Here is a 13,502-nt window from a genome sequence, read left to right as displayed (position 1 = left end):
TCCTTTAATTCATTTTCATTCGTTCGATCATTTGTAAGAGTTGTTGGTTCCATATAACTGGAATAAGGAGCATGACCACTAATAAAAGTCCTGCAATGATCAGTTTTGTTGAGTTCCCTTCTGCTATGCTTGCACCGACGAAACTGTGAACGATCGTACCAGGAATAATGCCAATCACAGTTGCTCTAATAAAGTCTTTAAGTGACACCCGAGCCAACCCTGCCGTATAACTGATAAAATCAAAGTTTATCACTGGTACTAAGCGTAACATTAAAATGTATAGAAATCCTTTGCTTTCAAACTTCTGACGATACTGTTCGATTTTATCTTTTTCCTTAAATTGGACAGCTTTATGGCCAAATTTCCTCGTCACAAAAAAGGCCATTACTGCACTTAGTGTAGCGCCAGTTAAAGCTAATAACCCACCGAATAACACGCCAAACGCTAAACCACCGACCATTGAAAAGATCGAAGCTGGAAATAAAACTAGTGGACGAATGCTATAAATAACAAGATAAGCAACAGGTGCTAACCATCCAGCTTGATAAATCAAATGTCGAATTTCAGTTGGTGTGATGTCAATAGCAACATAGTTTAACCACAATAAGGCGATAATAATGGTTAATATAATGGTTACTTTAAAGATCGATACACGTTCCACCAGCATTCACCCTTACATATCGTTATGAATCATTTATTCCCGATAATTCTTTTCTTCAATCATACATATACTTTTGTAACATCTTCGGAATTAAGACGTCTAATGTAACACTTATAGAAACAGGGGGTCTGTTCATGCGTCAATATATCGTTATATTTATGATGGTATGCGCTATTATATTAAGTGCATGTTCAAATGATGATGCAAATTCCACTCAACAAACGAGCAACAATGATGCAGCTGATGTAGAACAAGAAGCTGGTTCAAAAGAGCAAGTACAAATGAGTGAAGAAAGTGACACTCAATCATCTAAGTCAGAACCATCAACTGATGAAGCACAGGACACAAATTCCGATCGTATGGTTATTTACACAGGACGACTTTCGATTGAGGTACCCAATTATGACGATGCTCATAACCAACTGACGAACAAAATTGAGAGTTTAAATGGTTATGTCGTCGAATCGTCAACCCGTAACCAAGATGAAGATCATCGTTCCGGCCATATACGGGCAAGAATTCCACAAGAATCGTTCCAAGATTTTATGAATCAAATAGATAGTGAAAACATTCATATCGTAGAAAAATCGACACAAGGCGAAGATGTTACGGAGCAATATGTTGATTTAGAATCTCGGTTGAATTCAAAAGAAGCAGTCGAACAACGTTTATTGAACTTTTTAGAAGAATCCGATGACACTGAAAGTTTATTAGAGATCTCAAACGACTTAGCAAGCGTACAAGAAGAAATTGAACAATTAAAAGGCCAAATGGAATACTTAGAAAATCACAGCGCTCATGCTACCGTTACGATTGAAATTGAAGAAAAACGAGTTAACATTCCTAATATTGAAAGCGAAGAATCATTAAACACCTTTGAACGCACTCAACAAGTTTTTATGAGTACCATCAATACGCTGATTCAGTTAGGTTCTTATCTTGTTGTATTTATTGCAGGTACATCACCCATTTTAATTCCATTATTAATTATTGGTGGCGTTATCTGGTACAAACGACGTAAAAAGAAACAGTCGGGTTAATTATAACTCGACTGTTTCTTCGTCTAGTGGTAACTTTTGTCTTAACTGTTTCATAAGCCAAACTCCTACTATGAACCCTATGATATGAAAGATAATGCCGCACCAGATCGGTCCGAACGAAATACTCGCAATTTGGAAAATTGGTGATATAATCACCCCTACTGTACCAACAAATGCTGCCAGGGCGAAAGGAACATAAGCATAGGGTTTATCGCCTCCACCAGCTGATTTATAAGCATCCCACATTGCGAACATGTATAAACAAGGATAAAACATAATCCACTGATAATTCGTCATTTCAATTGCTGTATCAATCTCACCTTGAAAACTGGGAATAATAATATAGTTAAAATTGGCTTGGACGTTTATGAAAATTTCTAACAGGACAAACAAAATACCTTTAATATAGGAATGGTTGAGTAATTGAGCAAATCCAGGTAGAGCAATACTCCATACAATAGCTTCAATGCGTTTATTCTTATCCATCATTCCCTTACTCGTTCATCAATTGCCTACGGTTTGCCGCTTGAGGAGGTTGCTCTAACCAGCCATGATCAATCATCAATTCTGTTCCATCCTCAGTAAATTGTGCAATCTCAGCCATTAACCGTGTGTAATGAACGCCTAAATCATGCCGTGGACTATTGGACATACTCAACCCATAAAAACCAAGTCCTAAACTATTTAATGCCAACGTCTGATATAACATCAATTTATCCGAAAAGACAAAAGAAGTCTGGTCTGTCACTTCCGTATCCCAAGTCATTGGGACGGGCACATCATTTTCACGTAAAATGGATGAGAAGATTTCAATATGTTTGTTTGCAATATCTTTCCCACGTTGAAAGTAACGTTGTAATGTTTTCGATGCTGTCGTTTGAGCAAATCCCATCATCGTTGCAGCCCCTATGGCATTACGTTGTATGTTCGCAAATAAAAATGTAATTTCACTTCCAGTCACAGGTCTTCGTTCACCAAACCAACCTGTTAAGAAACTTTTCTTTTTGACAAAGTCAGGCTTAGATGGAATTGGAAGTGATGGCGCTATAATGACATATCCTTTATCTATCCCTAAACTTGTCGCCTCTTCATTTAACTGCTGTGAATCTTGCAGACGGTCTGCATAAAATTGACGTATATCAGGACGTGTGGAAAAAGCTGCTGCTGTGCCATAAGCATTCATGCTAATCTGACTTAACTGCCTTAAAAACTCTAGCATATAATGATCCGTAAATAAGCGGTCAGAATTAATATCAACATCTTCGTTTTCATTGAACCCAACTGGAATTGGATAACCAATTGCATTAAACAGGTCAACAATGAAACCATAATGTTCTCTTGTTTTTTCAATTCTTGTTTGAATGATTTGTGCAATTTCCTGATCTTCAACATGCTGTTCAAAATACCTTAATTGACAAAGAATCAAGGTATCACTTAAACAGTCTGACCATAATTGTGATATTTCAGGGGCTGTTAATTGGGCATGTGTATTTGCCATTGGTAAACCTCCATCCTTAATATTTCCTCAAGGATAGCTTTTCCGATTCTGTCAATCCCATACACAAGAACCCTTATCGTTTATTGTTTTTGTAATGTCTCATCCATCGTTAATTGTGCTAGCACACCAGCAATAAATGGCATGAGTGCGACTAATCCAATTGCCCATGACACATCAAGCATATCAGCAAACAATCCTGCTAATAGTGCACCGAAAGCATACCCTGTGTCACGCCAAAATCTGTAAACACCCATGGATGATGCTCGCCAACTTGGGGCTGCGACATCGCTAATCGCAGCTTGTAACGTCGGATAAACCATCGCCGTTCCTAATCCAAGTAAAGCAGCTGCGATAAACCACAAAGCAAATCCATCAACTAAGAGAATCATCCATAAAGACAAGGCTTGTAAGTACATACCCGAAGCAATTAAACGTTTACGTCCCCATTTATCACTTAGTGTACCTGTTAATAACTGAAACATCCCCCACGCTGCTGGATAAACCGCTACAATCATACCGATCTCGCTGACACTAAGACCTACCGTTGCAAAATATAAAGGAAATAATCCCCATGCCATGCCATCTTTAAGGTTTGTCGTTAAACCAGAGAAGCTAAAATTGGATAAATTTTTATCACGCCAAGTTGAAAGAGCAAAAATTTCGCCTGCTGATTTACGCTTTTCTTGACCATTTTTAGAAGTTGCCTTCATTTGCTCCTTGATAAACGGCTCGGTATCTTTGACAAATATAGATAAAATGAGTCCAACTAACACAATCACGATTCCCAAGAAGAACGGTTCCGGACGTAGTGACACATTTTGTGCAATATAACCTGAAAATGCTGCGAAAACAGCAACACCTGAGTAACCGGCAAATTCATTAAGCCCCACAGCTGTCCCACGTTGAGTCGGCTTAGCCACGTCAATTTTCATATTGACTAACATCGACCAGGCAAGCCCTTGATTAATTCCTAATAAAATATTGGCAACGACTATCACCCACCACGCGTGAGCGAAAATAATTAAAATGGGAACAAACAAGCCAACTACCCAACCTGCAATTAACGCACGTTTTCGCCCGAAGCGATCGGCAATCCCACCAGCAAAATAATTAATAATCGCTTTCGAAAATCCGAAGCTTACAATGAAGGATAATGCTGCACTCGTTGAAGCCAACCCAAATTGTTCTTCACCAATAATCGGCAAGACTGTTCGTTCGACACCGACCATGGCACCAACAAAGAAATTCATCACCACAAAAATGGTGAAAAGTAATATATTCTCTTTAATCCCAATCTTGATATTCCCCACACTATTCCTCCTTCAGGTTTCAACAGTAAAATAACCGATTGGCATGATACCAAATCGGCTAGTTTAGATCATTCATTATAATCGTAAAAACCACAAATATGATTCCTCACAGGAATGCTAGTTTTGTGATGGTCATAACGACAATCATAGCGTCTTAATTCTTCTAAACCTCTCCTCTACCTAAGTTAGTGTATCAAATGTTTGATTAATTGTTTTGTGAAATGCTTATAGACTTACTTAATAAAACGAATGGTCACAGGAAAACGAAAGTATTTCTTAGCAATAGTGGCGATCACCGCAATAATAAAGACCACCCACCATGCTATTATAATGATAAAAATAATCCCTATAAGCCCCATAGCAAATAACGGGATAGATAAATGGGCTAAATCAGGAAGCCAATTTAAGTTCATGGAACCGAACCACCCAAGTAATAAAAACAACCCAAAACTGAGGAGCAAATATAGTTGGTAAGAAATTTGTGCATTAATATTTTCACGCATATGATGATCAAAAAAAGGTGATTGATACGGTGCTACATACCAATACACAACTGTTACGACAATATTGAATAAGGTTAGTGGAAAAACAATAGGTAAAGCATAACCAATTAGCACCATCCACCTATCCTTAGCTGTAACTACTTCCCTCACAGCTTATTCCCCATTTCTAGTGTGACTTAATAAACTTATCAATGATTTGGTTTATATCATCGATTTGATTACCTGGCAATTGGTGCCTGCCATGTTGAACCATGCGAATCGAACAATTAGGTATTCTCGATGCAATCGATGCCCCGTGACGACTGAGCAGCTTATCATGTTCACCATAAATTAACACAGTTGGTCGGTCTAATTGAAACAATCGTTTATAGCATTGGTATGTCAAATAAGCCCTGTAATAATAATAAGCGTCTCGTGAATTTGTTTTAAATGCAGATGATAACAACGGAACAGCGATCAATGGATTTTTCGTATTGCTGAATGTACCAAAAAAAGCAATTAAATTAGACCATCCACGTTTAGCGAGTGCCATACCTCCTTTAACAAGTGTTGATAAGATCAAAGTATTAACACGATCGACAGCACCAATTTGAATTAATCCTTTAACTAAATCAGGTCTTTTTAGCGCTAGTTCAAACGCAATGCTACACCCTGCTGAATAAGCAACCAGCCAAACCCGCTTCTGCACCTTAGTTTCAATTAATTTAATAAAATCATAACAAATACTCCCAAAATCCCATGGTTCATCGTTTGACTGACTTCTACCATGCCCACGTAGATCCATTTCAACGACTTGATAATGATTCGACAAGCAATCTGTTTGTCCCTTAAAAACAGGACTCGGAAACACAGGACAATGAATAAAGACGAGGGCTTCACCACTCCCTTGGATCCGATAATACAATTTTTGATTTCGATAAGTGATATATGGCATTAAACCACTCCTCTAATGACTATATCCATTATTGTCACTCTAGAAGAATGGTTCCATACACATTAATCGAGTGTTGATAAAATCTTACTAATCGATTGAAATGCTTCTTTTAATTGTCGTTGGTCATCTTTAGATAGTGTAGATAAACGCTCTTCAACAGCTACTTCTAATCGACGTTTTTGTTCCGATAAAAACGTTTCGCCTTTTTCTGTTAAGTATACATAAGTGACACGACGATCTAGCTCAGATTTTTCCTTTCGAATCAAATCATGACTTATTAACTTTTGGATTAGAGGCGTTAAGTTTGATTTATTAATGGATAAACTTCGGGCAATGTCAGACATTTGAATGTGTCCAACCTGTTCAACCGTATGCAAGATATGAAAGTGGGACGGGTGTAAATCACCTGTCTCTATAAGATGATAAGGGCCGAATATTTTTTTCGGTATATAGGGCAATGCCGTTAATACTTGATCGACTAGGTCGTTTGTTGACCCACTCATGTAGCTAACCTCCTTAAACTTTTCATAACAATTTGACATTCTCATCATTTAAGCTGATAATAATTGATAGTTATTATAACATAACTATTTGTGACAAAGGGGGATGACGATGAATTCTGTTATTCAAGTAACTGATCTCGTTAAAACATATAAAAATGTTAACGCCGTAAAAGGCATTAATTTCGACGTTAAAGAGGGCGAAATTTTTGGCTTTCTAGGTCCCAATGGTGCTGGTAAAAGTACAACGATTAATATGATTTGCACTATGCTACCACCAACATCAGGCTCCGTCGTCATTAACGGCTACGATGTTCATAAACAAAAAGACGAAGTTCGCGGTAGTATCGGGATTATCTTTCAAGAAAATACGCTCGATGAAAAATTAACCGCCAACGAAAATTTAAGACTTCATTGTCGATTTTACAATGTTCCTAAAGAAAAACGCCACTCACGAATTCAAGAAGTCTTACAAATTGTTGATTTAATCGACGTGCAAAATAAACGTGTTGAAGAATTTTCTGGTGGTATGAAACGTCGCTTGGAAATCGCACGTGGTCTACTCCACTATCCGAAAGTCTTGTTTTTAGACGAACCAACTGTTGGGCTTGACCCAAATACACGAGCTCATTTATGGAAATACATTCTGAAATTAAAAGAACAAGAAGGCATCACGATGTTCTTAACAACACACTATTTAGATGAGGCTGAGGTCAGTGATCGTATTGCCATTATGGACCAAGGTGAGATTATCGCAATCGATTCACCAACGGTATTAAAAGATGAATTAGGTGGCGACTTAATTGAGCTTTCGACTGAAGATAATGATCAAGCGATCGAAGAAATCCAAGAAAAAGTGACTGGTGCAGACGTGACTGTTAGCGGTGACACCATCCACCTCAAAGTCGAAAGTAGTGATGCGTTTATTTCAAACTTTATTAAAACACTCGATATTCCAATTACCAAACTAAATATTCGCAAACCAACATTAAATGACGTCTTTTTAGCTTTTACAGGACGCAATATTCAAACAAGCGAAGAATAGGAGTGACACAATATGGAAGGTATTATTGCCATATGGCAACGTGATTTAATCAAATTTTTCCGTGATAGAGCTCGATTATTCGGGTCGTTTACAATGCCGATCTTATTTTTACTCATATTCGGTGGCGGCTTGAGTGGCACAATGGAAACAATGATGACACAAAATATCGATGTCGGTGAAGATTTTAATTATGTCCAATTTGTTTTTCCAGGAATTGTATCAATGACATTACTCATGACCTCTGTTTTTTCCGCGATGTCTGTTATTGAAGATAAAGATTTCGGTTATATGAAAGAAATCTTAGTTTCACCGATTTCGCGTGTTAGTATTGCTGTCGGCAAGATGGCTGGTGCTGCGACCGTTTCGACTATCCAAGGCATTATGTTATTTGCACTCATCCCGCTTCTTGGCCTGAGCTATGATTTTATGTCGTTAATTCAAGTCATTCCATTTATGTTCTTACTAGGTGCCGCTTTATCAGGTATCGGCCTGTTATTTGCCAGTGTGATTAATTCAACTCAAGGCTTCCAACTCATCGTTAATATTATTGTCTTGCCAATGGTCTTCTTATCAGGCGCTTTATTTCCGATTAGCGGAATGCCAGGCTGGCTCGATGTTGTCGTCAAACTTAACCCGGTTACATATGGTGTCGACGTCATGAAGAAGATTATGATTGATATCGATCAACTATCGATGACTGTGCGCGAAACAATGGGATTAAACCTCACCGTGTTTGGTCGACAGGTCACTGTATTTGAAGAAATCTTATTTATTTTAGTTTTTACTGTGATTGTCGTCGCTATCGCCACATTTAGCTTTAAGCGAGCGAATGCTTAATAAGTGTTCATTTAATTGCTCGATTCGCTCATTTAATTACAACCATCATCAATGAAAACCCTCATAAATCAAGCCGGAGACATGTCATTCAAAAGACGTCGCTCCGGCTTGTTGATTTTCAATAAATTGATTAATCATTCTTATAACATCATTCGGTCGTTCATCAGCTACTAAATGACCCGCTTCATCAAACACTTCTAGTTGGGCATTAGGTAAATCTTCGGCTAACCGCTCGCCAATTTTTAGTGGCACAATCTCATCTTCACGTCCCCAAATCAACAACGCTGGCACTGAAATATGCTGTAATTCTTCTCTCGACAGATCACCTTCTCGATGCCTTAGTAAACGCGTTAATGACTTATGAAAATTAATATCGAGAAGCGGTTTTTTATAATGATCCATCATTTCATCTGTAATTAATTCATGCCGATACAATACTTTTTCCATAACGTTTCGCACATCCTTTCGTTTAAAATAGCGATAAACGAATTGGTAGAAGAATGGCATATATGAACTATAGCGTACCCATGATTTTGCCCGTTTTAGATAGCCTGAACTACACAGCAACATTAACGTGTTAACCCTTTCTGGTGAAGCCTTAGCGACACTTAGTGCCACTTGACCTCCCATTGAATGGCCCACTATATGGGCGCGTTCAATATCAAAATAATCCATCACTGCGACAATCAATTGACGATACTGCTTAAAAGAATACTCAAATGTTTTGGACTTTTCACTTTGGCCAAAGCCTGGTAAATCAAGCGCCAAAATGGAATAATGTTTTGATAACTCAGGCGTTATTGCGCTAAATGAATAAGTTGAAGCTAAAAAGCCATGAATCAATATCATCACAGGCTTATCATGCCATTCATATTCACAATACACATCAACATCTAATACTCTAATCGTTTCTTGTTTCATCCGATCGCTTCCTCTGTGTCATGTTTCTATATCTATGATATGTTATAGTTTCACCATACTGCAAATTCTACATTCTAAAAAGGAGCACAAATCATGACCGATTTAATCTTAGGTTCATCATCACCGCGCCGACAAGCGATTTTACAACAAGTTAAACAGCCATTTACAATCCGAAAACCCGATGTCGATGAGTCTGTGATCACAACACCTAATCCAGTTGAAAAAGTTGAACAACTAGCCACAATCAAAGGCCGCCATATTCCAATCAAAAATAATCAGGAAATCATTCTATCAGCAGATACGGTTGTTGGCTTTGACAATCAAATCTTTGAAAAGCCACGAACACAAGAAGATGCTTATCAAATGATGAAACAATTAAGTGGACAGTCACATGCTGTTTTCACAGGTGTGATTCTACGTTCTAACGGGCATGAAGACTTATTTGTTGAACGAACAGATGTGGAATTTTGGCCATTAACAGAACAGGAAATTTATTGGTATATCCAAACAGATGAACCTTATGATAAAGCTGGAGCTTACGGCATTCAAAGTATTGGTGCCCGTTTTGTGAAGCAAATCCACGGTGATTATTATAACGTCATGGGATTACCAATTTCCCAGGTTATTCGCCGTTTACAGGCTTTCAATACTTAAAGCAACATGATCAATCATCAAACACATAAAATATTGCCTATCCCCTATGATCGCCTACATCATAAGGGGGTTATGTTTAAGCAAATGACTATTAGTGAATATAAATATTAGCTTATTGCATTAGGAGGGAATTGTATGGAACACGATCATAGTAACCAACACGAAGAACACAAACACAATGAGCATGAAGGTCATCACCATCATCACGAACAGATGGTACAAGATTTTAAACAACGCCTTTGGATTTCTATTATAATCACGATTCCTATTTTAATTCTTTCCCCCATGATCCAGTCATTTATTGGGGTGAATTGGGAAATCCCTTTTAGTTCATATATCATTTTTGTACTCGCCACGGCAATCTTCTTCTACGGGGGGTGGCCATTTTTAACCGGCTCCGTTGACGAGATTAAACAGAAAAATCCAGGCATGATGACACTAATCGGACTAGCAATTACGGTTGCCTATGTTTACAGTTCTTTAACCGTATTCGGCCTTGAAGGTGGCCAGTTTTTCTGGGAGTTAGCAACGCTCATTGACATTATGTTATTAGGCCACTGGATCGAAATGCGTTCGGTGATGGGCGCTTCTAATGCTTTAGAAGAACTCGTTAAATTAATGCCTAATAAAGCAACCAAAGTTCAGGACAACGGTGAAACTGAAGAGGTTGAAATCGATTCTCTTCAAGCTGGCGATCATGTTCTAGTCAGACCTGGAGAAAAAATCCCGGTAGACGGCACGATTTTTAAAGGGCAATCGAGTATCGATGAATCCATGCTTACGGGTGAATCTGTTCCGATTGAGAAGCATGAGGACGATGAAGTAATCGGAGGTTCCATTGCTCAAGAAGGCTCCTTAACCATTTCAGTTGAGAAAACTGGACAGGACTCTTATTTATCACAAGTCATCAACCTCGTCCAAGAAGCTCAACAATCTCGGTCAAAAGCACAGGATTTCACAGATCGCGCAGCCAAATGGTTATTCTATATCGCTGTTCTATCAGGTGTGATCACTTTGGTCATTTGGTTAAGTTTTGGCTCCCCTTTCGATCATTCGTTAGAACGAATGGTGACGGTTATGGTCATCACATGCCCGCACGCGCTCGGTCTAGCTTCACCACTAGTCGTCGCTGTATCAACATCATTATCAGCTAAACAAGGACTGCTGATTCGCAATCGCATAAATTTCGAAAACGCACGTGGTGTTGATACCGTAGTTTTTGATAAAACAGGCACTCTTACGAAAGGTGAATTTGGGGTAACGGATATTTTACCGCATGAAAATTATAACGAAAATCAATTGATTCAATTAGCAGCAAGCCTTGAACAACAATCAGAGCACCCACTTGCACGAGGTATTGTTGATTATGCTCAATCAGAGAATTTATCACTCGATGATGCGCAAGACTTCAAAGCCAAAACCGGTGAAGGAATCGAAGGAACTGTTAACGGAAAACAAGTTAAGATCGTCAGTCCAAAATATTTAGAGGAACATGATATAGCTTATGATGATGACACATTACAGCAACTATCAGAACAAGGTAAAACGGTCGTTTCTGTTTTAGCAGACGATACCTTAATTGGGATGATTGCCCTTGCTGATATCATCAAAGATGAGGCAAAAGAAGCGGTTCAACAGCTACATGATAACGGCATCGAAGTCGTTATGTTAACAGGTGATCATGAACGAGTCGCTCATTGGATTGCTAACCAAATCGGCATCGATAAAGTTTATGCTGAAGTACTTCCAGACGATAAAGCAGATTATATCAAAACGATTCAACAACAATCTAAACGCGTCGCTATGACAGGTGATGGCATTAACGATGCACCAGCTTTAGCCACAGCTGACGTGGGAATCGCGATTGGCGCTGGTACAGATGTTGCGATGGAATCAGCCGATATTGTTTTAGTCCAAAGTAATCCAAATGATGTCGTGTCATTATTCGACTTATCACGGAAAACGTATAGAAAAATGGTCCAAAACTTGTGGTGGGCTGCAGGCTATAATATTGTGGCCATTCCGCTTGCAGCAGGTATTTTAGCTCCAATTGGCATTCTACTAAGCCCAGCAGTTGGCGCCGTATTAATGAGCTTAAGTACCGTTATTGTCGCAATTAACGCTAAACTATTAACCGCAGAATAAAAACTAAAACCACGTAACCATTTAGAGCATGGTTACGTGGTTTTTACAATCTTTTAAGCCAATTAATCATAGCTCACTAAAATCTTATTGCTCATCCTCAGCCTTTTGCATCAATGCCTCAGGAATCATTTCGAAGCCTTCTACAACGGTATTTTCTTCAACTTCAATCATTAAATTGAGCTTGCCACCGACAATCGTCTGGCGTACATATTTAAGATCTTCCGGCTTTAAAGCAATATCCGCCACTTTTGTTTTAATTTTAATCGATTTTGAATTCGACTTCGGTACGACACTACTTGCCTTCAGTTCATACGACTCGTCATCGATAATCGACTTAAATGCTTCTTGGACCTTTTCAGGATTCGCTTCTTTAACTCCACTATTCTCAAAGACTTGACCTATATCTTTGTAATCCAAAGTCGGTGTTTCATCTTCCTCATGCTCTTCTACGACGCGATTCACTTCTTCATAAACATTCGATAACGTTCGTGTATTGATTTGTTCACCAGCCACACGCTTAAGCACTTCTTCAAAGACAGCTTTATCTTCTTCGGCTGTCACTGCTTCTTCCGCATTTAACACGTCATCAATAAAATGTTCATTTAAAGCATTCGCTTTGCCTGTAGAATAAAGCACATGATTAACATCACTTGCATTATCTGTTATAGCTGGAAATAGGAACCCTGAAATTGGGGCTTGTAAATTAATAACCGGGTCGACCACAAAATTATATTTAAACTCTTTCTCAACGTAATCGAATAGCAATTCCTTTTTCGGATCTTGCGTTTTATTAACACTACATAAAATGAACGGATGAGCGTACATCTTATCGTGACTACTCTCTTCCGCTTCTTCACTCACTTGTTTAGACGGATCACGAAATTCAGCTTTGATAAATGTCACCACAATATCTACGTCATACGGGTCCCCACTTAACATCTTCTCAACAAGCTTCAACATATCAGCCTTCCAAGCATCTGTTTCCTGTGCTAGTAGACCTTGATGAAGAATCAACTGACTACTATTTTCAACATCACGTTTGAATTTCAACTCAAATAATTTCTCGTCGAGTTGACCTGTTAATACTTTTTTGAAGTTTTGATAGAATAACTCTTGCTGTTCGGCTTCAAGCATCTCAAAAGGCATGCTTTGGTGATGATAGATTTCATTCGTTTCTTTCATAATATACACATTAAAAATTTCATGAATCGTTAAGCGATCATTATCAGCTTTGAATTGTTTCCGTACGTTTGCGACATCTTTTTTGTTCAATGTGTTCACTCCTATGCTATGATGACTGCATGATATATTTTATCATAACGCTTTTTTTATTTTGAAAGAACATTTACCTATAATTTGAATTCCACGATCATCAGAAGTAATGATTTCTATCAACCCCAGAATATATTTTGATTGAAATGCGGTGATATTTTGACACGGTTTCGTACCCATAC

At 38.3% G+C, this 13,502-nt stretch carries 14 protein-coding genes; 5 read left to right on the top strand and 9 right to left on the bottom strand.

Features of this window, described 5'->3' with window-relative positions:
* Window positions 1–4: 4 nt before the first annotated feature.
* Window positions 5–661, bottom strand: a complete 657-nt coding sequence (locus J2S77_RS09280; RefSeq protein ID WP_370871813.1) for a TVP38/TMEM64 family protein — start codon at window positions 659–661, stop codon at window positions 5–7.
* 134 nt (window positions 662–795) lie between these two features.
* On the opposite strand from J2S77_RS09280, the gene J2S77_RS09275 reads away from it, so the two are divergent.
* On the top strand, window positions 796–1,701 hold the full coding sequence (locus tag J2S77_RS09275; protein ID WP_306976692.1) for a DUF4349 domain-containing protein: 906 nt from the start codon (window positions 796–798) through the stop codon (window positions 1,699–1,701).
* On the opposite strand, the gene J2S77_RS09270 is transcribed toward J2S77_RS09275, so the two are convergent.
* The 6 genes from J2S77_RS09270 to J2S77_RS09245 all read right to left on the bottom strand — a co-directional run bounded on the left by J2S77_RS09270 (window position 1,702) and on the right by J2S77_RS09245 (window position 6,449).
* Window positions 1,702–2,187, bottom strand: a complete 486-nt coding sequence (locus J2S77_RS09270; protein WP_167263751.1) for a hypothetical protein — start codon at window positions 2,185–2,187, stop codon at window positions 1,702–1,704.
* 7 nt (window positions 2,188–2,194) lie between these two features.
* The gene (locus tag J2S77_RS09265) at window positions 2,195–3,199 is read right to left on the bottom strand and encodes a DUF3231 family protein (RefSeq protein WP_306976689.1); all 1,005 of its coding nucleotides are present in this window, start codon (window positions 3,197–3,199) and stop codon (window positions 2,195–2,197) included.
* An 80-nt stretch (window positions 3,200–3,279) separates the two neighbouring features.
* On the bottom strand, window positions 3,280–4,509 hold the full coding sequence (locus J2S77_RS09260) for an MFS transporter (RefSeq protein WP_306976688.1): 1,230 nt from the start codon (window positions 4,507–4,509) through the stop codon (window positions 3,280–3,282).
* A gap of 233 nt (window positions 4,510–4,742) precedes the next feature.
* The gene (locus J2S77_RS09255) at window positions 4,743–5,162 is read right to left on the bottom strand and encodes a magnetosome magnetite crystal formation protein family (protein ID WP_306976686.1); all 420 of its coding nucleotides are present in this window, start codon (window positions 5,160–5,162) and stop codon (window positions 4,743–4,745) included.
* A gap of 16 nt (window positions 5,163–5,178) precedes the next feature.
* Entirely contained in the window at window positions 5,179–5,946 is a 768-nt protein-coding gene (locus J2S77_RS09250; protein WP_306976684.1) for an alpha/beta fold hydrolase, read from the bottom strand.
* 62 nt (window positions 5,947–6,008) lie between these two features.
* Entirely contained in the window at window positions 6,009–6,449 is a 441-nt protein-coding gene (locus tag J2S77_RS09245; RefSeq protein ID WP_306976682.1) for a MarR family winged helix-turn-helix transcriptional regulator, read from the bottom strand.
* 109 nt (window positions 6,450–6,558) lie between these two features.
* Between J2S77_RS09245 and J2S77_RS09240 the strand changes: the two genes are divergently transcribed.
* Together J2S77_RS09240 and J2S77_RS09235 are read left to right on the top strand one after the other, a co-directional pair.
* Window positions 6,559–7,491, top strand: a complete 933-nt coding sequence (locus J2S77_RS09240) for an ATP-binding cassette domain-containing protein (RefSeq protein ID WP_306976680.1) — start codon at window positions 6,559–6,561, stop codon at window positions 7,489–7,491.
* A 12-nt stretch (window positions 7,492–7,503) separates the two neighbouring features.
* The gene (locus J2S77_RS09235) at window positions 7,504–8,328 is read left to right on the top strand and encodes an ABC transporter permease (RefSeq protein WP_306976678.1); all 825 of its coding nucleotides are present in this window, start codon (window positions 7,504–7,506) and stop codon (window positions 8,326–8,328) included.
* Window positions 8,329–8,412: 84 nt separating this feature from the next.
* Here the strand turns inward: J2S77_RS09235 and J2S77_RS09230 are convergent, their stop codons facing one another.
* Window positions 8,413–9,249: an alpha/beta fold hydrolase gene (locus tag J2S77_RS09230; RefSeq protein WP_306976676.1), complete on the bottom strand. Its 837-nt coding sequence runs from the start codon at window positions 9,247–9,249 to the stop codon at window positions 8,413–8,415.
* A 93-nt stretch (window positions 9,250–9,342) separates the two neighbouring features.
* Here J2S77_RS09230 and J2S77_RS09225 point away from each other — a divergent pair, with 93 nt between their 5' ends.
* Together J2S77_RS09225 and J2S77_RS09220 are read left to right on the top strand one after the other, a co-directional pair.
* The gene (locus J2S77_RS09225) at window positions 9,343–9,903 is read left to right on the top strand and encodes a Maf family protein (RefSeq protein ID WP_306976673.1); all 561 of its coding nucleotides are present in this window, start codon (window positions 9,343–9,345) and stop codon (window positions 9,901–9,903) included.
* A gap of 135 nt (window positions 9,904–10,038) precedes the next feature.
* Window positions 10,039–12,048 (top strand): heavy metal translocating P-type ATPase, encoded by a 2,010-nt coding sequence (locus J2S77_RS09220; RefSeq protein ID WP_306976672.1) that lies wholly within the window; start codon window positions 10,039–10,041, stop codon window positions 12,046–12,048.
* 84 nt (window positions 12,049–12,132) lie between these two features.
* Here the strand turns inward: J2S77_RS09220 and J2S77_RS09215 are convergent, their stop codons facing one another.
* Complete coding sequence (locus J2S77_RS09215) at window positions 12,133–13,320, bottom strand: DUF4317 domain-containing protein (RefSeq protein ID WP_306976671.1); 1,188 nt, start codon at window positions 13,318–13,320, stop codon at window positions 12,133–12,135.
* Window positions 13,321–13,502 lie beyond the last annotated feature (182 nt).

The sequence above is a fragment of the Alkalibacillus salilacus genome (genome assembly GCF_030812915.1).
Classification (GTDB): Bacteria; Bacillota; Bacilli; order Bacillales; family Alkalibacillaceae; genus Alkalibacillus; species Alkalibacillus salilacus.
This window is presented reverse-complemented; position numbering and strand designations above follow the sequence as displayed.